The organism is Streptomyces sp. NPDC005820 (assembly GCF_040630255.1).
GTDB lineage: Bacteria > Actinomycetota > Actinomycetes > Streptomycetales > Streptomycetaceae > Streptomyces.
The window spans coordinates 82095-102213 of record NZ_JBEXXE010000020.1; the positions used below are offsets into that span (position 1 = coordinate 82095).

A 20119-nucleotide genomic window follows, 5' to 3' on the forward strand; every position below is an offset into this window, starting at 1 on the left:
GGCACGTCGGCCGTGGGTTCAGCGTGACTGAGGTGCTTTCACTGGGAACCCACGGCGTCTTCGGCAGGCAGACGTGAAAGTGCGGTGGGTTCGTTGCCGCTGAATCGGCAGGTCCTTCACCACTGGGCTCACTGGGCGCGCTGTCCGACACGGAGGACACTCAGGTAACGGCGTGATGCTCGGTCGCCCATCCGCGTGCGGATGCGCTCGGCTACGGCGTCGAGCAGGGGCTCTCGGACGTCACGGTCGAGCCTCCGGTACAGCGACAACGAGCGAAGGTGATCGGCAAAGCCGTCTCCGTTGAACCACTGAACGGTCGGGTACCAGCGCACGATCGTTGGGCCGAACAGTCCTCCGGGGTCTTCGACCAGGCCCCAGCCCTCGTCGGTGGTGCGCACGTCGTCCTCCGGGGGAGGATGACCCCAGTCGGGGTTCCCGGGGCAGAACTGCTCGTGGAGATCGGCAGTCTCGGCGTACACCTCCGGCTCTCCCGGCCGACGGACAACGACGTGGCCGAGCAGCGCCATCCAGCCTCCGGGATGGAGCACGTCGTGCGCCCGCTGCCAGCCGATCGACGGGTCGACCCAGTGCCACGACGACGCAGCCACGAGAGCATCGAAGCGTCGACCGCGGTCGTCCCACTCCTCGAACGTCGACGTCTCGACTGCGACGTTACGGAAGGAGGCCATCCGTCGGCGAGCGAGTGCGGCCATGTCTGCGCCCGGCTCGATGGCGGTCACTGAGCATCCGAGTGCTGCCAGCGAGCGCGTCGCCTGACCGGTTCCGCAGCCCACCTCCAGCACCGACGACCTGTCGGCCACGCCGGTAACGGCGACAAGGTCCGCGAACAGCTCGTCGGGGTATCCGGGCCGGACCCGGTCGTAGAGCTCCGGCACCTCGTTGAACACCCGGCCGAGGTCGTGTGGATTCGGGCGCATCTTCGGAGCATCAGTCACGAGCGCACAAGCTATGAGGTTCGTCGACGGGGACGCCACTGGTTTAACGGCAGCTCCTCGACAGCAGCCGTGTCGTCGAGCAGGTTCTGGGCGATGGCCGCGTAGCTGCTCGCGGTGGTGTGGGACAGGTTGAAGACCAGGGCGAGGTGCAGCGGGTCGGCGCCGACGGTCAGTGCGTCGTGCAGGACCCGGTCACCGCGGATGCGTTCGAGGTAGACGCCCTGGTGCAGTAGGTGCCGCTTGAGGTGTTCGGGGCTGACGGGCCCGGTTCCCAGGGCGGTCTTCGCGTTGATCAGGACGTGCCGGTTGGGGGTCTTCGGCCAGGTGGCCCGGCGCTGGTCGAGCCAGGCCGGCAGGGTCTGGTGGGGCAGTTCGCCGAGCCGCTGGGCGTGTCCGGCGATGGTGATCCGGCGGTTGGGCAGGTCGAGGTCGTCCAGTGTGAGGCGGCGGATGGCGGTGGCGCGGGCGGCGTGGACGGCGGCCAGGGAGACGATCAGCCGTTGCGCCGGGGTGACGGCGATCCGTTGGACGGCAAGCACTTCGGCGTCGGTCATCGGCAGCAGGCTGCGTGGGATGTCTTCCATCCTGAGGCGGGTGGTGGGGTTGGCGAAGATCAGGCCGCGCTCCTTGGCGAAGCGGAACAGTGAGCGCAGTGCGGCGATGGCGTTGCGCCGCTGCCATCCACGCAGGGGTGACAGCCACGCCGGTGACGGTGATCTCGCGCAGGTGCCCAGGGGTCGTCGCCCAGTTCCCCAGCAGGGGGCGGACGCCGCCGAAGTAGACGCAAGCGTGGGATCGGGGCTTGGCACGGCTGTCGCCGTCGAGCAGGACCAGCAGCCAGGCGCGGACGTCGCTGGCGAACCCGGCGGTACGGTTCTCGATCCAGGTGCGGACCGCCAATACGCTGTCGTTTTCCAACAGCTTCAGGTCGGTGAGGACCTCGGCGACCCGAAGGCTGGAAGCGTGTCGCGGTATTCGCGCACGGACTTCGGTGAGCTTCACGGGCTTGCCGGGCGGGCGGTCGGCCAGCACCGCAGTCAGGCCGTCCATCGCGCACCGCACGAGTGCCGGCGACCATCCGTTGGCCTCGCTGAGCTGCTTGGCATGTGCTGCGGCCGACCGCAGCACTGGGTTGTCCGAGGTGAGGGCGGGGTGCTGCCAGTGTGGTGGGGGTGGGACACCCGCCTTGCGCTGGTAGTAGGAGCCCAGGCCCCGGCACTTGTTGTCGCAGTACGCCCGGTCCCGCCGCGATCCTTCGGGCAGCGGCTTGCCGCAGTGCACGCAGGTCATCGTGGCGGCAGGGACCGGCCGGTGCGAGGACGCGGGGCGACGGCGCGTGGCTGGCCCACCGCAGTGGCCTGTGGGTCAGTTGCTGGTGTCGGCTCCGGCACTAGCTCCGGCTCGGGCAGGAGCAGTTCGTCGACGCCGCAGGCGAGCACCGCGCAGATGACGTCCAGCTCGTCGAGCTTGACGGTGTTCGGCCGACCGGACCACAGGCCTGACATAGCAAGCCGCCCACGACGGCGGTGAGGCCGGTCACCGCGGTCCAGGCAATGACGCCGCTTGAACCGCGTCCATGAGCGGCGACCGAACGCTCAACTGCCGCCCACTCCGTCCGAGGCCGGCTCACGCCCGAATCCATCCCAGCAATGAGCCCTCAGGGCCCCGACTTGGCCTCTGGCTGCGGGCGCCAGAGAACGGCGTACCCCACCGCGGACACCCGCACCATGTCGACACCGTCAGGAGACTCGGCTGCCGACGAGCACAGCCGTCATGCCTCGCCCATCACCATCGCCGCACCGGGTCACGGATATCCAAGGAGTTGGAATTATGCATAATGAACCGCTCCGGGATCGGTGGAGGCCCTATGCGTTGACTCAGCCGCCGGTTGGGGCTGGTGTGGAGCGTAGGAGTTGGTCTCGTGCTCGTGGGGTGGGATGTCTCCGATCGCCGTGTGGAGGCGTTGATTGTTGAACCAGTCAAGGAACTCGAGCGCGACTGTTGGCCGGCCCCGCGGACTGATGCAAGTCGCCTTGTCCCGAAGGTACATGACCTGCGGCGGCGGCCGATCGGCAAGCTGACCGTTGAGGACATGCGTCTGCTGATCGGGCAGGACGTGGGACTCGGCTGTCTCCTGCCGCTTGCGCTTGGGGTGCTGCGCGACGATCCGATGACCGAGGGCGACATGTACTAGGCGCTGTTTCTCGGATCTCCCTTCGTGAGTGGGGTGTTGGGGGCAGGCTGGCTGCATGGGCCGTGGAGACCTGACGAATGCGGAGTGGGATCGGCTGGAGTCGTTCTTGCCTCGCGGTGGTGCACGTGGGGGCCGGTGGAGCGATCATCGCCGGGTGATCAACGGAGTGCTGTATCGGGTCCGTACGGGGGTGCAGTGGCGGGATCTTCCGGAGCGGTTCGGGCCGTGGGAGACGGTCTACAAGCGTGATCGCCGCTGGTCTGCCGACGGTACCTGGCAGATGCTGCTGTCGAAGGTGCAGGCCGCCGAGGACGCCGCGGGCCGGATCGACTGGGACGTGTCCGTGGACTCCACGGCGGTGCGTGCCCACCAGCACGCCGCCGGCGCAAGGAAGACACCACCCGCCGCGGATCCTCAAAAGGGGACCCGCCCCCGGACGAACCAGGTCGATCCGGTTCTTCGGAAACTGTCCGTCCGGCTGGAGGAGGTGGTCAGATCGGCGAGTGTCTGGGATGCTCCCGCGGCGGCTTCACCACCAAGATCCACCTCGCAGCCGACGGACGATGCCGGCCCCTCGCCCTCCTCCTGACACCCGGACACTACGGAGACGGCCCCCAACTCCGGCCCGTCCTGGAGTATCTGTCAGTACCCCGCATGGGCGTCGGCCGCCCTCGTACCCGACCCGACCACGTCCTGGCCGACAAGGCCCACACGTCCCGCGAAGACCGCCGCTACCTGCGACGACGCGACATATCCCACACCATCCCCAAACGGCTCGACCAGCACAGACACCGCCATGACCGAGGTTCCCGCGGCGGTCGGCCCACCGGGTTCGACCGCGAACGCTACAAGAAACGCAACACCGTCGAACGGGCCATCAACCGCCTGAAAGGCTTCCGCGCCGTCGCCACACGCTACGAAAAGCGGGCCTACACCTACCTCGGCACCGTCACCCTCGCAGCACTCATCATCTGGCTCCGCACATGATCCGAGAAACAGCTCCTAGGGGCGCTATGTCGTCCGCCGTTGTGACCAGGAGTCCCGCCGTCTGGAAGGAGTGGCCAGAGCCAGGCCGGGAGCTGGGGCTGATCGTGTCGGAACTGACCGACCTGCCGCCGTCCTTGGCGGAGGAAACCGAAGGATTCCTGACCCGTCTTCGGTGCGGGCCGGTGTGATCGCACCTTCTACGATGGCGGCTGCCGCACGAGGAGGCACGGTCCCGGCCGCTTCGCGGGGCGGCCGCGTGTGCGTTCGACCGCCCACCGCTTCGGCTGCACCGGGAAGCCGCGCTGACCCGGGGTCCTTCCGGACGATCTCCACCAGCGCCCACTGCTCGTCCGCCAAGTCCCACGGATACCCGCCCCCGGCACCGCTCACAGCATGCCTGCGCGCATCCGGCGTACGGGATGTCGCCTACCAAAGTCCCGGCGCCGAAGCTGACGAGGAATATCGGCGCCGGAAAACCCGGCGCCATACAACAGGCACCGGGTGTCCAGCACAATTACTCTTTCCCTGATCTTCTGATCAGCGATACGGATTGGCGTAGTCGCCCGAGTACCAACAAGAGTCGCCGCCGGCGTCGTCCACACATGCGAAGATACGAATGACAGCGATCGTGCGGTTGTTTGAGAAGCGCAGTCCGGACAGAGTGAAGCCGCCGTGGGTGTTGCAGCCCCCGCTCCAACGCTGTTGGGATCCGTTCGCGATGACTCCGGCAACATCGTAGAGCCGGACGTAACCGTAGACGTCGTTGTTGTCACAGGCCGTGTCATAGACCGTGGCGCTGATTCCCGTGATGGCGGTGCGGCTCCAGGTCCAGGAATAGGAGGCGCTGACTCCGGTTCCGGTGGAGCCGCCCGAGGCGGCCTCAGCAGGAACGGTGAGGCCCACGAAAACACCCGCCACCAGGGGGAGGACCACGAGACTGCGCCGTAAGAAGCGATCAATTCGTCTCTTCATTGCATCGGCTCCCTCTCTGTGTGATCATTCCGAGCCAGGCGCAGGAACGGATTCGGTTCCCGGAACTCCCTGGCGCGGTCAGGCTACTCACGTGGTTCAGTGGTCGCAATGGTCGCGGGAAATACTTCTCTTTCACACCGACGCGAACCTGCGTAGCTTTGTCCATGAGGACGGATGACGGCTCAGGTCTGGGCTCGGTCGAGTTCGCGCGTCCGCACATCTGCCGTTTGATCAGTTTGATGCCACTGAGGTTTTCTCGAGGGATTAAGGGCTGTCCCCTAACTGATCTTTGGCACGAGAGTGGTCGGCCGAGACCGGATCCTGGGTCCCATCCTTTGGGAGAGGCGCCGACCTCGGTTCACCCCTGTGACCGCACGACACAGCAGCGGATGGCAGGGGCTGTCCTCCCGGAAACGTGTGGATCCACCCGGCCGGGGAGATGAGCAGGGCCCCTGTTATCGTGCGCCGATGTCAATGATCAAGCAGTTCCAAGTGACCTTCGACTGCGCGGAACCTGCGCGCCTCGCCGCCTTCTGGTGTGAGGTGCTGGGGTACGTCGTACCGACAGTCCCGGAGGGCTTTGCCACGTGGGAGGAGTACCACCACTCGCTGCCGCCTGAGGAGGAGATCTACTTCGCGTGCACTGATCCCTCGGGTGTGGGCCCGCGCGTGCTCTTCCAGCGAGTTCCCGAAGGCAAGGTCGTCAAGAACCGGGTGCATCTTGATGTGCGGGTCGGCACAGGGCTCGTGGGTGACGAGCGGCTGGCCACACTCGAGGCCGAATGCGCACGGCTGATGGCGCTCGGCGCGAAACACGTGCTGACGCAGCGCGCCGATGGCGTCAACGAGTCGTGCATCACGATGCAGGACATCGAGGGCAACGAGTTCTGCCTCGCCTGATTCTCCTCCGAGACTGCGAGGGGGGAGCCGTCTCCCGGGGACCTCTCAGGTCTCGTATGCGGCAGAAGCTATCCCGTGAGAGCGAGGTTGTGCAGTCGGGCGATGCCGAGCATGGCGTCTCGGACACCGTCGCCCTTGAGACGACAGTCGCGGAGGATCTTCCAGGTCTTCATGCGGGCGAAGACGTACTCGACGCGGGCCCGGACCTGTCTGTGCGAGCGATTGTGCTCGCGCTTCCAGCCCGGCAACTCTTCGCCCGAGGGGCGGCGGTGGGGCATGAGGAGGCCGGTGCCCGGATAGGCGCCGTCGGTCATCGTGAGGGTCCTGCCCACGGCTGCCTTCGCGCCAGACTCCTCCCATGCCCGGCAGTCGTTACGATTGCCTGGCAAAGGCTCACCGACCACAACGACCAGGCGGGTATCCGCGTCAATGACGACCTGGTGGTTGGTGGAGTAGCGGTAGTTCTTTGACTGTTCAGCGATGCTGTGGTCCCGGGTGGGCACCAGGGTGCCGTCGACTACCAGTGGTCTTGCAATCCCGCATCACCGTGTAGCCGCCAGCGCTTTACCCACTTGCTGGCGCATGCGCGGGAGATGCCCATCTCATGACCGAGCGGGAGGAAAAGAACAGCGTGGCGATCGCCTCGAACGAGTCGTTCGGAGGTGGACCAAGACCTTCACCGACCCCCGCCTCTGCGCGGCGATCGTCGACCGCCTCACCTTCAACGGAGCGATCATCGAAACCGGCACCCAGTCCTACCGCCTCGCTCACACCAAGGCCCAGCAGCAGCTCAAGGCCGTCCCCCGACCCCGCGGCCCACGCTGGAACCAGGATCAGCGCCCCCGCTCGGCCCACTCCCTCAAGCTGAGCGCCCGCTTCATGCGGGCAGCGATGTCCGCCTTCGCAGTCGCGTCCAGCGTCTCCGCCAGTTCCTCGAAACTGGCGGGCCGGACGTCCAGCAGGCTCAATACCTCCTCGCCGGTCCGAACTGTCAGCAACAACTCGCACCGCCACTGCGGTGACACCTCCGGTCGATGACTGAGCCAGTGCTCCGTCGCCGGGAACAGATAGTGCACCGCCGCCGCCTGGGCGTGCTCCCGCAGCCAATCGGCCGGGAGCCGCTGGCTGAAGCCCAACCGCGCCGCTTCCTCCTCCAACAGGAGGAGCCGATCGGTGTCCACGGCCCTGATCGTCCGCGGCAGCACTGCAGTCATGCCGCGATCATGCCACCAGACGACGCCGGTGGAGCCAGCTCGCACCGACAGCCGGGGCCACGTGAAACCTTCACACCGCCCCAATCGATCTCCGGATGGGGCCACTTCAAACCGTCCGAGTGGGGCCGACTCAAAGGTTCAGGCACGGATTTCGTGAAGTGGATCGTGCTGCCGTGCTCCGGTGACGCTCCGTCACCTGAGAGTTCATCCTGCGGGTGTGTGAGACCTTGCTGGAGATGGTGTTCCCGCACCTGGTGACGGTGCTGGTGGAGCACGTGGTGGTGGAGAGCGGCGTGCTGCGGGTCGCGGCGAGCACGAAGGACGGGACAGCGGCCATCTGTCCGGGGTGCGGGGCGTCGTCGACGCGTGTGCACAGCCGCTATGGGCGCAGGATCGCCGATGCGCCGGTCGGTGCCCGGCCGGTGCTCATCGAGTTGTCGGTCCGCCGGCTGTTCTGCGACAACAGCGGCTGTGCACGGGTGACATTCGCCGATCAGGTCGGCGGGCTGACCAGCCGCTACGGTCGGCGAACGCCTGTCCTGCCGCCGTTCAAGGCATATCTCAACGCCCGCTTCACCGAAGCGCAAGGCCAGGTCAGCGGCACCCGACTGTTCCTGGAGATCCAGGCTCGCGGCTACCGCGGCAGCCGCCAGGTCGTCAGCAAGCACCTCGCCGCCCTCCGCGCGGGCACCGCCGAACCGGTCCGGGCCGACATCCCGAGCCCTCGCAAGATCACCTCGTGGATCATGCGGCCCCCGGTGGCGCTCACCGAAAGCCAGGACGAGCGACTCCTTCAAGTCCGGCTCGCCTGCCCGGACATCGCCCGAGCCTGCGACCTCGCTCGGGCGTTCGCCGACATGGTCCGTCACCAGCGCGGATACCTGCTGCTGGAATGGATCCGGCAGGCCGAGCAGGACGCACCGAAGCCTATGAAGGGCTTCGCCGGCTTCCTCCGCCAGGATCTTGACGCGGTGACCGCCGGTCTGACCCTGCCCTGGAGCTCCGGGGTCGTTGAGGGACACGTAAACCGGGTGAAAACGCTCAAGCGAGCGATGTATGGACGGGCCTCGTTCGAACTCCTCCGGACTCGCATCCTCGGAAATGGCCCATGAGACAGTCGGACACGGCTCACCGATCACCACCGAGGAGAAGCATCCATGAGACCGTTGCCCGCAGTCACATTCCGTGATGAGTTCGATGCCCTGGTCGTCAGAACCGACTACCTCGACGACCAGGCGTGGCAGGACGTGGCGGCGGCGCTGATGGAGCCCTGGGGAGACAGGCAGTACGAGGCAGACGTCCACTTCATCGACGATCCGGTCTGGTCAGGGGCGACCGTTGACGAGGTGCTGGCGGCGGTCCGCGGCGACGACAACCTGGCCGTTGTCTTTCTCGCCGACCGTACAACCATGCAGGCCGAGAACCACCCATTGCTGGCGGTCACCACGCTGACGTGGGAGGAATGCGTGGACGAAGAAGACTTCGAACAACTGACCGAGTTCGGCCGTGATTTCCGCACCATCCCCGCAAGACTCCACGAGGTCCACGCGAACCTGAGCATGGGCAACCTGGGCTTCGAGGAGTTTGCGGCATGGGCTCACGATGATCCCGAGGGGATCTTCCGGTCCTTCTGAACGGGTTCACGGAACTGCGGCCAGAGCCAAATTCAAAGAGCCTCATCGGCCGGCGGTAAACCGGCCACCCCCCGCTCCTCTCCTTCCCGTGAACTGTGCAGCGAGAACTCCCTTATGTGCCGGGACAAGCGTGGGTGAGGGGTCGTACCTGCCGTCGACTGGCCGCCGGGGCCCCAGCGGTACGGGGCGTAGTCTCCCGTCGGCGCAGTGGCGACCAGGTGTGCGCCGTCGGCACGTTCTGCTCCAATCGCTCAACAACGGCCTCGGCCCGCGCGCAAAGCCGTGCGGGTGCCCGCCTGCGCACGGCTGACCTGCCGCCCGGGCACACGAGCTCAGCCGTCGGCAAGGTCGGCCCCAGCGTCGCAGCCGCCCGAGTCGGAACCGTGCCTGCCGGACGAGGAACGCTTCAGGGCCCGCCGACCAGGACGGCGGCCGCTTTGGCCGTCACCAGCCTTACCACCCACGCAGCACCCCACCAGGGTCTTCCGGTGAACCCGTAGGTGAGGGCCCAGCACAAATACCCCGCGGCGACCCGATCCAGGCCGCGAGGAACACCAGCGTGCCCACCCGTTCCCCGGCACCGTCCGAACCGTCCCGCATACCCGCAGCCCTCTCAGTGGCGAACGATCACCGCCAAGTCCTCGCCACGCAACGGCCACTGCCAAGCAGCGAACCGCGCCCCACCGCGCGAAAGCAACCCGGGCCGCCGCGGACAAACCAGCGTGACTCCTCAACGAGCGGCACGGCATCCGCCCCGACAAGGGCACCACCGTCGACGAGATCCGCACCGCCGCCCACCGGATGAGTCCGATCCACCACCATGCCGAACTCACCGGCTCGTTCCGGTGCAGCGGCTCGGCAGGGTGGGCGCAGATCCGACTCCGCTACCGGAATCCGTGACCTTCCTCATGCGCCTTGGGGTACGTCCAGGGGGCTAGGGACAGGCAGGGCGCGCCGGGCGCGGCTACTCCTCCTCTTCCTCCTCGCCTCCGCCGCCGGCACCGCTGAAGGCGGACAGGCGGTGCATCAGGCGTGGGTTGTGCACGCTTCGTTGGGTGTCGGTTGCGTTCAGCGCCTGCTGGACCTGCCGCGTGACAGGGTGCTTCGCTCCAAGGAGCGTCTCGAGGTCGCGCAGTTCGTCTGCCAGCCAAGCTCGCCCGCTTGGGGATTCCTCGACCGCGTAGGTGCCCAACGCAATGAGAACACGCGAGGTGATGGTTTCCGGGTGGGTGGGGCCGAGTACGCGCTCTTGCCTGCGGTGGATCCGTCGGAGCGAGGGCAGGCCTGCTTCGATACCGTCTGTCTCGCTGATCGCCATGGCCAGGTTCAGCTCTGTGCGCAGCGTGTCCGGGGCGTCGGGTCCCAGTACATCCGACTGTGTGTGCACGATGCGCTCGAAGACGGTTCGGGCCGCGGCCGGGTCGCCAAGGTGCTGTGTGGTGATCGCCAGGTTGTGATGGAGTGTCAGGACGAGTGGGTGTGAGTCGCCCAGGGACAGCGTCGCGGCGCTGATCAGTGTCGTCCATAGCTCTTGAGCTCTCTCGGGCTCGGTGTCGGCGAGCATGATGGCGTGCACATTGCCGGCGTGCAGGGTGAGGGGGTGGTCCGGGCCGAGTACGCGGTCGGCTTCGGTGTGAGCGGCTGCCGCCAATCGGTATGCGTCGTCGCGGCCGTCGGCGTGCGCGCAGCCGGCTTCGGTCGTTCTGAGTCGGAGTGTCAGGGCGTGCTCGTGCCCGAAGGTCTCGGTGAAGGCATCGCGGAGGTCGGGTAGTGCATGCTGTGCCTCAGTGATGCGTCCGGCGTTGAGGTCGGCGCGGACAATGCTGTGGCGGGCGGTCAGGGCGACGGGGTGACGGATGCCGAACGCCCGTTCCAGGTCGGGCAGGAGGCCTCGGATCCGGGTGGCCGATTCGGCCGCGTCGGTGTCGAGGCGGGCTCGTGCGAGGCGGGCGAGTAGGGTCATCCTGTCGTTCGTCTGACGGTCGCTGATGATCCGGTACAAGCGGAGGGCTGCGTGTCGGTCGCCGGACCGCGCGGTCCAGTGCGCCAGCCGGAGCTCGGCCAGGTGGGTAAGTGCGTGGTCGGAGCCGACGACGGCTATGCACGCGCGCAGGATTTCCTCGGTCTTGGCCCGCGCCACATGCGGCTGGCCTGCCTCGCCTACCCAGTAGGCGGCGATGTGGCGGCTGGCCAGAACGCCCACGGAGCCGGCCGGAAGGAGGCGGTCGGCACTGTGTTCCAACTCCGCGGCGAGCTTCCAGGCCGCCTCTGGCAGGCCGACCTGGCCGCATCCTTCGACCATGGCGGCCAGCCGGATCAGTCGGTGGTGCCCAAGCCACGGGGTCTCCGCCCCTTGGCCCGCCAGCACCGTGCTGTCGCCGGCACCGTCCCAGCCCAGAAGGCTGACGTGCGCCGAGGGCGGCGGTCCGGGCTCCGGTCTGGCGAAGGGGCGGTCGCTGAGGGCCTGCCACCGGCGCTGCCAGCCCTGGGTGTCCCTCCATGCGGCGACCTCGGCAGGTTCGCTCCCGTCGGCGTGCTGCAGCAGGTGGTCGACCAGCCGCTCGAGGAGCCTGGTGTCAGTGCCGACTCGGCGGTTTCGGTCGGCCGCGAGGTAGCTGTGGATGGTCGAGCGCGTGAGCGTGGGCTGGGACCCCGACGCCAGCGACTGCTCCTCCAGCGCGCGTAGCGGAGGCGAGCCCGCGGCCTCCCACAGGCTGTGAAGGTCTGCGCGAAAGCGCAGCCACGAATCGTCGGAAGCATCGTCGTCCACGTATCCCTCCTTCGTGTCCAGGACATCGTCCTGGACACGCGGGCGGATCTCAACGCCTTCTGCCCGCACGGCACCTGTGTCCGGGACGGCGATCCGGCCGTCCTGGTTTCCGCTGCCGTCCTTGCCGCTGTGGCCAGATGGGAGCAGGCCGCCCCACCAACTGGGGCCACGGTCTGCCCGCACACCGAACCTCAACGCTCCAGGAGGCCTGCGTTGCATCCCACGCCCTATCCGTCCCGCCGCATGGCCCGGCAGCCCGGGACTGCACGATGAACGGTCGGGTGCTCAATCTCCTGACCTCCGGCGCCCCAGCATGGGCCGTGGCACTCTTCGTCGTTCTGGCCGCTCTTACGCTCCTGATTGGCTCGGTGGCCAGGCTGATCCGGGCAGCGCACCCCGGACGGTCCGCCGACGCGGTCAAGATGCACAAGAACCGCCTTGAGCACCTCCGGTGGAAGGCTGAGCGACGCGACCGCAGGCGACGGGAACGAGCAGCCCACCGGGCGATGCGGCGAGCCGCGCTCCAGGCACGCCGCATCGCCCGCACGGACGCGGAAATCAAGCCACGCCACACCGCCACTGAACGCGACGCCGACGAGCACAATGGTGGCGTCTAGTACTCCAGTTGCACTTCTCCATTTGTGCTGGTCAGGGCGCCTTCCGTGAGTCTATTTGACTGACGCCCCGTCAGGGTGGCGGCGGTTCGTGACTCACCCGATCGGGAAGCGTTGAGCGGGTCATGGAGACGGAAGCCGAAGCAGGCCTGTGGGCAACTGAGCTGGAGTCCTTGCTGCAACGGGTGGGCAGGCGGTTCGGGCGTGTAGAGCCGCGGCGGCGGATGCGGGACTACGTGCACGGGCTGCTCGGCCCGGCCGGCCGGAAGAACAGCTGGCAGCTTGCTGAGCACGCGGGTCATGCCACTCCGCACGGCCTGCAACGTCTGCTGTCGTGGTGCCAGTGGGATCCGGACGAGATCCGTGACGACCTGCAGGAGTGTGTGGCCGAGCGGCTGGGACGGCCCGACGGTGTGCTGATCGTGGACGGCACCGGCTTCCTGAAGAAGGGCGTCGTCTCGGCCGGGGTGCAGCGCCGGTACTCAGGTACGGCCGGCCGTACCGAGAACTGCCAGATCGGGGTGTTCGCCGCCTACACCTCGGCAAGGGGGACGGGCCCTGGTGGACCGGGAACTGTATCTGCCCAAGTCACCGACGACCGGGAACGGTGCCGCACAGCGAGGATCCCCGACGGCAGGTCGTTCGCGACGAAGCCTGAACTGGCGCGCGCGATGGTGCTGCGCGCCCTCGGCTCCGCCCTGCCGATCGCCTGGGTGACCGCGGACGCGGCCTACGGTCAGGAACGGGCTTTCCGCAGGGCGCTGGAGGACGCCAGAGTGGGCCATGTGCTGGCGGTTCCCAAGTCACAGCAGGTCAAGTCACCCGCGGGAAGCCGGCGCATCGACCACGTCCTGACCGGCGCACCGGACGACGCCTGGGAGCGGATCTCGTGCGGGGAGAGCGCGAAGGGCCCACGGGTCTACGACTGGGCCGCAGCCAGGCTCCCCGCCGTCGACGCGAGCGGCGAGGCACCCACGCACCACCGCTGAGTGCCGGCACGTCGCAGCCTGGCCCGTCCCGCAGAGGTCGCCTACTACCTGGCCTTCGCACCCTACGGGGCGACCGTTGCTGAGCTGGTGCGCGTGGCCGGCTCCCGCTGGGCCATCGAGGAGTGCTTCCAGGCCGCGAAGAATGAGTGCGGCCTGGACCAGTACGAGGTCCGCCGCTACGTCGGCTGGTATCGGCACATCACCCTGGCCATGCTTGCGCACGGCTTCCTGGCGGCGATGACCGCCCACGCTCTCGAAAAGGGGGCCGCAGAAACGAATCCATCAGCCTCGTTCCCCTCACCGTGGCAGAAGTGCGACGGCTCCTGGATCTTGCCCATGCCCCGGCAGGCGGGCCTCAGCCACGCCGGCGTCGGCTCCACTGGTCGCACTGGCGCCGACGCCACCAAGCCGTCGCACGGCACTGGCATCACCGGCGCCGCACGCACTCCGATCGGGTGAGTCACGAACTGCCGCCACCCTGACGGAGCGTCAGTCAAATAGACTCAGAGAAGGCACGCTGACCAGCACAAATGGAGAAGTACAACTGGAGTACTAGTACGCCAGTGCAACTTCGCGACCATGTCGGTCCCGCGGTCTACTCTGGCTGGCCATGGGGTACGACGTGCACATCACGCGGTGTGAGAACTGGTGGGATGAAGAGAGCCAGGACATCACCGCGGCGCAATGGGAAGCGGTGGTCGCTGCCGATCCCGGCCTTGTGATGACCCCGATGTGGTGGAGCGCCGGCCGCATCGTGTCCAAGAACCCGAACGATGCGTTGATCGCGACGATGTGCAAGGTGGCGGACGTGCTGGATGCGCGGGTTCAGGGCGACGACGGCGAGTACTACGACGCCTGACGCGTACGGCCACCGCGAGATGATCAAGGGCTGTGTGGACTCTTGATGATCGTGCGGTGGCCGCGGGCCGTAGCGCAGACCCTGCTCGACGGCAGGTGTTGTTCGACCGTGCCATGGCCCGATCGCAGGCTGTTCGGGCAGGTGGAGCCTCGCGCCACGGCCGCCAGACGGCCCGCGGCTGAAAGACGAGAGCTACCAGCGATGGCTCGCCCGGCCTGACCACGCCCCGGCCGCATGGCGCCAGGACGAAACCTTCCGTGCCGTCGTTTGCCTCAGCCCCGAGGAGACGCTCACCGTCGCAGAAGCAGCGCGACCGTTCCCTGCCCGGCGGCTGGAGGAAGCCCGGGTGAAGATCCTGGGCCGCGAGCACCTCGTGCCGGAGGAGATGCACTTCACGTCCGTCTATGTCGAAGACAATCTGTCCGCAGTCGCGCCCGAAGTACTCGTCCTGAAGCATCTGCGGGAGGAACGCGGGATCCAGCTTGCTTGGAACCTGAACGGATTCGGTATGCAGGAGGCGGGCCGCAAAAGCGACCAGTCACCGCTCAGCGCCCTGCACTTCGACATGCTTCACCCGATCGACCTGGACTGGGCCCTGCACGATGACGGACGCGGGCGGGTGTGGTCTGCCAGGGACTTGGCCGGCTACGTCAAAGCACGGCTCCCCTACGGCTTCAGGTATGCGTGGAAATCCGGGCGGGCCGACGCGGTCTCGCTGGACATTCCTGAAGGTCCGCTGAGCCCTGACATGGCCTTCCGGATCCTCGCGCGCGGCCTCGGCCCCTCCTGGCAGGTCAGCGCCCTCAAGGGACGGGTGCTGCTGTACGAGGAACACGTCGACTACCCCAGTGCCATCCGCTACTACCGCGGCGAGGAGGTGCTGGACGCCTGACGCCGTGACCGGGCGCGCGGGCGGCAGGCGGCGGTGGTCAGTCGGCGGGAAGCAGCGCGTGTCGTGCCGTGGAGGAGGCGAGCCGGTCGGGGATGTCCTGGGCGTCGGATAAGGCGGACAGGGTGTGGCGCAGGGCGTCGCGGCAGGCTCGTTCGAGGCCGTCGAGGAGGATGGTGGCGCCGGCGGTGATCTGCAGGTGTGTGAGTTGCTCGGCGACGTGGTAGGGGCAGCCGGGCTGGCCGTACTCGTCGGGGGTGCGGTCGGGGTACTGGATGATGACGCGCAGTCGTTCGGTTCCGGGTCCGCAGAGCCGGCGGGAGTCGGTCGCGGCGACGGCCAGGCAGGTCTCGGCGGCGACGGCGCGGGTGGTCAGGATGAGGTCCTCGGCGCTTCTCAGGGCGTTCAGCAGGTCGGCGCGGATGTCCTCGGTCCTTTTACGGTGAACGAGGAGCGGGAGGTGATCCAGCGCTTGGCGGATGCGTTCGAGGCGGCGTGTGAGGCGTTCGCTGCGGACTTGCAGGGTTATGTGGGTGGGGTCGGCGTCGAGGTCGCTGCGGAGGAAGAGCTGTCCGCCGGTCGTCTCATGTTCGGTGTCCGAAGTGCCTGGGCCGGTGTGGTCGTTGCGGTCGCTGTGGTCGGTGAGCACGTGTGTTTTTTCAGCGGCGGGTCCGCTACCGGGCGGGTCATCGAACCTCCTGCACGCTCTCGCCCGAAACCACCGGACCGGTGGCCCCTGGCCCTTACGGGCGATGCCGGCCTCTCCGGCACGGACCCCAGCGCCCGGGATCCGGCACCCGGGCTGGGCGATGTCCCGGCCGACGACGCGCGCCGCGACCGCCGCCGACGTCACGTCGCCCCATCCCCCATCCCCCACGGCTCCTCTATCGGGTCGACGCGTAACGGGAACCCCGGCACATTGATCACTGCAGGAAGTCATCCCCGCGCACAGAGCCCTCGAACATTCAGCCGTCCTGCCGGACTTTCCGACGAGTAGGCGCACGCCTGTTCGTACGCCCCTCCCCCGCCCCAGCGCGTCCCCCGCACCCGCGCCCGGCCACCCCCGGGCAGGTCTTCACCCTCGGACGGGTGAATTCCCGCGGGGCCGCAGAACCTCCGCCCGCCCCAGCACGTCGCGCCGGGCATGAGGAAGATCAGAGAAGCCCACGTGGCCGCGCCGGGTCTGGCCGTGGTGGACATCGCGGCCGCCGACGACGAGGCGGCCTTCACCGTCCAGGACCTGCTCGCCGCCCGGTGGGCCATCGCACCAGGGGACCGTACGACCCACACACCCGGCGAGCCCGGCGTACGGCTGCGCTGCTTCCTGGACCTGCACCAGATGCCCGACACACAAGTCCTCGCACAGGCACCGGCAGAAACCGGGGCCTGACCGCAGTCCCAGGCGGCCTCCCTAGTCGGCCCCCGCCCCTCAGCGTCCCGGGTGCCGTCTCTGCCGCCGGAGCACAGGCGCCGGCCGACGATGCCGCCGTCCACGGCGGCATCGTTGTCCACCACCGGCCGCAACCATGACACCCGTACGGTTCCCAGCCCACGAAACACAGGCACCGCCGCGCCCCGGCGTCTGCGAATCGAAGGCCGGGAACCACCACCACCGGCCCACCCGGCGGTCACACCACGGACCGGCGCGCTCATTCCTTCTGGCGCAGCGCCCCGGACCCGGCGCCGGTGACGCCGGGCCGGCAGGCTTCCCGCCGCGGCCGGATGCCCTGCAGCTGCCGGCCCCAGGGCGGGATCGGCACGGCCGGCGGACGGGCCCGGGGCGGGACGGAGCGCACGGTCACTTCCTCCCCCCGGGGCGTCACTTCCTCGGGGTGCAGGGCCGGGCGCGGTGCAGGCTTCGGCCGGCGTCTTCACTGTCTGTGCCCGGCCATCGCCTCGAAGTCGGTGACGTTGCCGGCGAGGGGTTCCTCGAGGCGCGGCAGCCAAGGGCCGGCGCCCGTTCCCGGCGGCGCGGGGACGTCCGGGGGCGGGCCCGGACGGTGAAGCACCACACATGACCCACATCACCTACTAGCGGAGATAGCGGGGTAAATGTGATGTCATAGGCATGTCGTTTCGGGTCCTGACCTGGGCATTGAGAGCCGGCTCACACCGGCGGCCTGATCCCCGAATACGACCACAACTAGCAAAAGGGGTCTTTGCGGACGGCTTTCGATCCTGCTTCTCTGGAGGACGTCGCACGGCGCCGACACACCTCCCGGGTCTCGGCGCCGACGCATGCAGCCACCCCCGCACCACGCGGAGCGGTCACGCACCGCGTGAGGCCCGCATGCAGCGAGCGCACCGTCCCCGAGGAAAAGGTTCCTGCGTGTCCGTCTCCGTCATCCGCCGCATCGCTTCCCCCAAGAAGGCCCTGACCGTCGCCGCCGTGGCCGCCGCCACCGCCGGCATGGCCCTGGCCGCGGCGCCCGCCCAGGCCGCCACCGGGTCGGCCGCCCAGGCCCAGGCGATCGCGCACAAGATGATCCCGGACACCAAGCAGTACAACGCCTTCGCCCACATCGTGAAGCACGAGAGCAACTGGAACGTCAGCGCCACCAACTCCTCCTCCGGCGCCTACGGCCTCGTCCAGGCCCTGCCCGGCTCCAAGATGGCCTCGGCCGGCTCCGACTGGAAGACCAGCGCCGCCACCCAGATCAAGTGGGGCCTGGACTACATGAACTCCCGCTACGGCAGCCCCGCCGCCGCCTGGAACTTCTGGCAGGCCAACGGCTGGTACTAAAGCCACGCCCACGGCATGACCCGCGAAGGCGGCGGTCCCCGATTCCCGGGGGCCGCCGCCTTCGCCGTTTGTCCACAGCGGCGTGGTCGACTGGGCCGGTGACCACCGAGCCCCTCGGACCCCCCGATGGACCGGCATGCCCTTGGGAACCGGACGGGAGCATGCAGTACCCGGCAACGACTCCGGCCCCCTCCGACATGCTGTGTCGGAGGGGGCCGGATGGTGGTAGCGGGGACAGGATTTGAACCTGCGACCTCTGGGTTATGAGCCCAGCGAGCTACCGAGCTGCTCCACCCCGCGCCGGTACCCCCACCCTACGGCATGCCCGCAGCGCAGACCGTGATTTCCGCAGCAAGATCACGGACAGGTGCAGCCCGCGGTCGCGTGGTGGGCGGCGGCCTGGACGGGCCGGCGGACGCGAGCGGGCCCGGGGAAACCGGTGCCGGACGCGGCGCCGGGCCAGCTCCGCGGCCCGGGGCCGGCCGGCGGGGTCACCGAGGCCCTTCCGGACGAACCCGCGGCCAGGTCGCCACGCTGCTGCCGCCCGGCTCGGACCGCCACGGGTCATACCGCAGATCCTGGGCGCTGTTCAGGCGGCGGCCTCGGAAGCGGCGCGCAGCGGCGCGAGCGCGGTGCTCCAGGCGACGATCTGGTCCAGCAGCGTGTCCAGCGCGGTGGCGCTGTGGTCAGCCGGCTTGAGGGTGGTGTAGTTCTCGAACGCGGTCATCAGCGACAGCGTGACCTGCTGGCTCACGTCGGCCATCTGCAGCGCGCCGCAGATCAGCCGTAGTTGTTCGGCCGCCCGGGCGCCGCCGACGACACCGTAGGAGACGAACCCGGCCGCCTTGTTGTTCCATTCCGCATAGAGGTGGTCGAGGGCGTCACCGAGCGGGTCGGCGGACAGATGGCCGACTACCTGGAGGGCGACCACGCCTGGTATCTCCACCAGGGCGACCTGGTGGTGCCTGACGACCTGGATCTAGACATCGCGCTCATCGTCGACGGCGACCTGGTGGTGCACGGCTTCCTGGACGACTACGTCTCCGGCATCGGGATGTTGGTCGTACTCGGCAACCTGGTGGTGCGTGACCTGGTGTCCTGGGGCTCGGTGTACGTCGAGGGCGACCTGCGCGCGCACGGCGTGGTCTACGGGTACTACAACGACTTCATCTTCGAGGTGAACGGCGCGGTGCACGCCCGGGCGCTGATACTCGGCGACAAGTCCGCCTCCTATGCAACCGGCGAGGTCGAGGCCGAGATCGACTCCTACCATCCCACCAAGGAGCAGTTCAGGACGGCCCGCGACATCCTGGTCCCCCAGGTGTACGACGGCTGGAGGAACCGCGCCAGGCAGGGCAAGCGCCCCAAGCTCCGCCGACCGAGCTGCCAGCGTGTCTGCGCGCGGCTGCACGCTGGTGAGCCGCTGTTCCAGGACGACGAGAGGTGAGTCCGTCGTCAGGTGAGACTCGGCAATGAGTCTGGCCGTGCCGCGGGATGGCCCGACGGCAGCATGATCGCTCCTGGCTGCCCGAGGTCCTGAACGGACTACGCCGGTCGTGGTGGCGGCGCTTCCGAAGTCCACGCCCACCCCGGCGTCGCCATCACCGTGGGGGAGATGTCCCTACCCGGCTGGTGCCTATGGACCCATGAGTCACGAACGACTGCCGAATTGCAAGACTCACTCCACGAGTCGCCACCGAGACACCCGGTGAGTCCGCAGGAGTTCGAGAGCCGGACAGCCACATGCCGAGGCGCAGGCGAAGCTGGTAAACGCCATACGGCGATCACAGAGTCGTGATCACAATGAACTGCCCTTCGGAATCGTTGGGTGAGAGACCGGCCCCGGGCACTCGCTGCGCGTGCTCCGGCTCCGATGGGAAAGAGCAGTCTGACCTCATGGGATTTGGGGACCCCGAGGCCGGCGTTGCCGTCGCTGGCAGGTATTGCGCTCGGCGCGGGTGGAAGCAAGGACGCGGTGCTGAAGTTCCTGAGCCTTGCGTCGCCGGTGGAGAAGGCGGCGCTCGCACGTTCCGGCCCCGTGGCGCCGCATCCGCCGATGCCGAACTCGACCAGTTCATCAATGATGTGTGGCAAGTGTGATGCGCCAGAAATCCTGACGGTTAGTTCTGCTCTGTTTTCTGGTTGGTGGTTCCGACTTTGGTGAGGTAGTCGGCGAGGGAGTTGAGGATCTCGTCGGCGGTCTTGGTCCAGGTGAAGGGCCGCGGGTTCTCGTTCCACGTGTCGATCCACGCAGTGATGTCGTCCTCCAGTGCTTTCACGGAGGTGTGGACGCCGCGGCGGATGAGCTTGTCGGTGAGCAGGCCGGAACCACCGCTCCACCTGGTTCATCCAGGAGGAGCCGGTGGGGGTGAAATGGACGTAGAAGCGGAGCAATAGT

At 68.0% G+C, this 20119-nt stretch carries 22 protein-coding genes, 1 tRNA gene and 4 pseudogenes; 14 read left to right on the forward strand and 13 right to left on the reverse strand.

What is annotated here, in order from left to right:
- Positions 1 to 128: 128 nt before the first annotated feature.
- From ABZ464_RS24785 to ABZ464_RS24795, 3 genes are all read right to left on the reverse strand, one after another.
- Positions 129 to 956: a methyltransferase domain-containing protein gene (locus tag ABZ464_RS24785; RefSeq protein WP_359279888.1), complete on the reverse strand. Its 828-nt coding sequence runs from the start codon at positions 954 to 956 to the stop codon at positions 129 to 131.
- A gap of 11 nt (positions 957 to 967) precedes the next feature.
- Complete coding sequence (locus tag ABZ464_RS24790) at positions 968 to 1510, reverse strand: hypothetical protein (RefSeq protein ID WP_359279890.1); 543 nt, start codon at positions 1508 to 1510, stop codon at positions 968 to 970.
- Positions 1511 to 2242: 732 nt separating this feature from the next.
- Positions 2243 to 2461, reverse strand: a complete 219-nt coding sequence (locus ABZ464_RS24795) for a helix-turn-helix transcriptional regulator (RefSeq protein WP_359279892.1) — start codon at positions 2459 to 2461, stop codon at positions 2243 to 2245.
- A 449-nt stretch (positions 2462 to 2910) separates the two neighbouring features.
- On the opposite strand from ABZ464_RS24795, the gene ABZ464_RS24800 reads away from it, so the two are divergent.
- On the forward strand, positions 2911 to 3150 hold the full coding sequence (locus tag ABZ464_RS24800; protein WP_359279893.1) for a contact-dependent growth inhibition system immunity protein: 240 nt from the start codon (positions 2911 to 2913) through the stop codon (positions 3148 to 3150).
- Positions 3151 to 3205: 55 nt separating this feature from the next.
- A pseudogene (locus ABZ464_RS24805) lies at positions 3206 to 4137 on the forward strand (IS5 family transposase).
- Between the two features lie 537 nt (positions 4138 to 4674).
- On the opposite strand, the gene ABZ464_RS24810 reads toward ABZ464_RS24805, so the two are convergent.
- Complete coding sequence (locus ABZ464_RS24810; RefSeq protein WP_359279894.1) at positions 4675 to 5109, reverse strand: hypothetical protein; 435 nt, start codon at positions 5107 to 5109, stop codon at positions 4675 to 4677.
- 468 nt (positions 5110 to 5577) lie between these two features.
- Here ABZ464_RS24810 and ABZ464_RS24815 point away from each other — a divergent pair, with 468 nt between their 5' ends.
- Positions 5578 to 6009, forward strand: coding sequence for a VOC family protein (locus ABZ464_RS24815; RefSeq protein WP_359279895.1), 432 nt, complete (start codon positions 5578 to 5580; stop codon positions 6007 to 6009).
- A 68-nt stretch (positions 6010 to 6077) separates the two neighbouring features.
- On the opposite strand, the pseudogene ABZ464_RS24820 reads toward ABZ464_RS24815, so the two are convergent.
- Positions 6078 to 6533, reverse strand: a pseudogene (locus ABZ464_RS24820) (transposase); the annotation flags it as partial.
- Positions 6527 to 6610, reverse strand: a complete 84-nt coding sequence (locus tag ABZ464_RS24825; protein ID WP_359280031.1) for a helix-turn-helix domain-containing protein — start codon at positions 6608 to 6610, stop codon at positions 6527 to 6529. The gene ABZ464_RS24825 and the pseudogene ABZ464_RS24820, both read right to left, overlap by 7 nt.
- Before the next feature lie 6 nt (positions 6611 to 6616).
- Here ABZ464_RS24825 and ABZ464_RS24830 point away from each other — a divergent pair.
- A pseudogene (locus tag ABZ464_RS24830) lies at positions 6617 to 6786 on the forward strand (ATP-binding protein); the annotation flags it as partial.
- A gap of 56 nt (positions 6787 to 6842) precedes the next feature.
- Here the strand turns inward: ABZ464_RS24830 and ABZ464_RS24835 are convergent.
- Complete coding sequence (locus ABZ464_RS24835; protein WP_359279896.1) at positions 6843 to 7223, reverse strand: hypothetical protein; 381 nt, start codon at positions 7221 to 7223, stop codon at positions 6843 to 6845.
- 236 nt (positions 7224 to 7459) lie between these two features.
- On the opposite strand from ABZ464_RS24835, the gene ABZ464_RS24840 reads away from it, so the two are divergent.
- Together ABZ464_RS24840 and ABZ464_RS24845 are read left to right on the forward strand one after the other, a co-directional pair.
- Positions 7460 to 8335 (forward strand): transposase, encoded by an 876-nt coding sequence (locus tag ABZ464_RS24840; protein WP_359280033.1) that lies wholly within the window; start codon positions 7460 to 7462, stop codon positions 8333 to 8335.
- A gap of 45 nt (positions 8336 to 8380) precedes the next feature.
- Positions 8381 to 8857: a hypothetical protein gene (locus ABZ464_RS24845; RefSeq protein ID WP_359279898.1), complete on the forward strand. Its 477-nt coding sequence runs from the start codon at positions 8381 to 8383 to the stop codon at positions 8855 to 8857.
- 964 nt (positions 8858 to 9821) lie between these two features.
- Here the strand turns inward: ABZ464_RS24845 and ABZ464_RS24850 are convergent.
- Complete coding sequence (locus ABZ464_RS24850) at positions 9822 to 11627, reverse strand: tetratricopeptide repeat protein (RefSeq protein ID WP_359279899.1); 1806 nt, start codon at positions 11625 to 11627, stop codon at positions 9822 to 9824.
- A 269-nt stretch (positions 11628 to 11896) separates the two neighbouring features.
- On the opposite strand from ABZ464_RS24850, the gene ABZ464_RS24855 reads away from it, so the two are divergent.
- The 5 genes from ABZ464_RS24855 (at position 11897) to ABZ464_RS24875 (ending at position 14981) form a co-directional block, all read left to right on the forward strand.
- On the forward strand, positions 11897 to 12244 hold the full coding sequence (locus ABZ464_RS24855) for a hypothetical protein (RefSeq protein WP_359279900.1): 348 nt from the start codon (positions 11897 to 11899) through the stop codon (positions 12242 to 12244).
- 122 nt (positions 12245 to 12366) lie between these two features.
- Positions 12367 to 13230: an IS701 family transposase gene (locus ABZ464_RS24860; RefSeq protein WP_359279901.1), complete on the forward strand. Its 864-nt coding sequence runs from the start codon at positions 12367 to 12369 to the stop codon at positions 13228 to 13230.
- Entirely contained in the window at positions 13231 to 13689 is a 459-nt protein-coding gene (locus tag ABZ464_RS24865; RefSeq protein WP_359279903.1) for a hypothetical protein, read from the forward strand. It begins immediately after the preceding gene.
- A 151-nt stretch (positions 13690 to 13840) separates the two neighbouring features.
- Positions 13841 to 14089: a hypothetical protein gene (locus tag ABZ464_RS24870; RefSeq protein ID WP_359279904.1), complete on the forward strand. Its 249-nt coding sequence runs from the start codon at positions 13841 to 13843 to the stop codon at positions 14087 to 14089.
- 346 nt (positions 14090 to 14435) lie between these two features.
- Entirely contained in the window at positions 14436 to 14981 is a 546-nt protein-coding gene (locus ABZ464_RS24875) for a hypothetical protein (RefSeq protein ID WP_359279906.1), read from the forward strand.
- A 37-nt stretch (positions 14982 to 15018) separates the two neighbouring features.
- On the opposite strand, the gene ABZ464_RS24880 is transcribed toward ABZ464_RS24875, so the two are convergent.
- Positions 15019 to 15627 carry a hypothetical protein gene (locus ABZ464_RS24880; RefSeq protein ID WP_359279907.1) on the reverse strand — a complete coding sequence of 203 codons (609 nt, stop codon included), beginning with the start codon at positions 15625 to 15627 and terminating at the stop codon, positions 15019 to 15021.
- Between the two features lie 495 nt (positions 15628 to 16122).
- Here ABZ464_RS24880 and ABZ464_RS24885 point away from each other — a divergent pair, with 495 nt between their 5' ends.
- A complete protein-coding gene (locus tag ABZ464_RS24885; protein ID WP_359279909.1) occupies positions 16123 to 16368 on the forward strand; it encodes a DUF6207 family protein in 246 nt (81 codons plus the stop codon).
- Positions 16369 to 16627: 259 nt separating this feature from the next.
- Here the strand turns inward: ABZ464_RS24885 and ABZ464_RS24890 are convergent, their stop codons facing one another.
- Positions 16628 to 16774, reverse strand: a complete 147-nt coding sequence (locus ABZ464_RS24890) for a hypothetical protein (RefSeq protein WP_359279910.1) — start codon at positions 16772 to 16774, stop codon at positions 16628 to 16630.
- A gap of 533 nt (positions 16775 to 17307) precedes the next feature.
- On the opposite strand from ABZ464_RS24890, the gene ABZ464_RS24895 reads away from it, so the two are divergent.
- The gene (locus ABZ464_RS24895; protein WP_359279912.1) at positions 17308 to 17721 is read left to right on the forward strand and encodes a transglycosylase SLT domain-containing protein; all 414 of its coding nucleotides are present in this window, start codon (positions 17308 to 17310) and stop codon (positions 17719 to 17721) included.
- A 223-nt stretch (positions 17722 to 17944) separates the two neighbouring features.
- On the opposite strand, the gene ABZ464_RS24900 is transcribed toward ABZ464_RS24895, so the two are convergent.
- Both ABZ464_RS24900 and ABZ464_RS24905 read right to left on the reverse strand, forming a co-directional pair.
- Positions 17945 to 18021, reverse strand: a tRNA-Met gene (locus ABZ464_RS24900).
- Between the two features lie 289 nt (positions 18022 to 18310).
- Complete coding sequence (locus ABZ464_RS24905) at positions 18311 to 18652, reverse strand: NAD(P)H-dependent oxidoreductase (protein WP_359279913.1); 342 nt, start codon at positions 18650 to 18652, stop codon at positions 18311 to 18313.
- On the opposite strand from ABZ464_RS24905, the gene ABZ464_RS24910 reads away from it, so the two are divergent.
- Positions 18626 to 19168, forward strand: coding sequence for a hypothetical protein (locus ABZ464_RS24910; RefSeq protein WP_359279914.1), 543 nt, complete (start codon positions 18626 to 18628; stop codon positions 19166 to 19168). The genes ABZ464_RS24905 and ABZ464_RS24910 overlap by 27 nt on opposite strands.
- Positions 19169 to 19841: 673 nt before the next feature.
- Here the strand turns inward: ABZ464_RS24910 and ABZ464_RS24915 are convergent.
- A pseudogene (locus ABZ464_RS24915) lies at positions 19842 to 20109 on the reverse strand (IS630 family transposase); the annotation flags it as partial.
- Between the last annotated feature and the right edge of the window lie 10 nt (positions 20110 to 20119).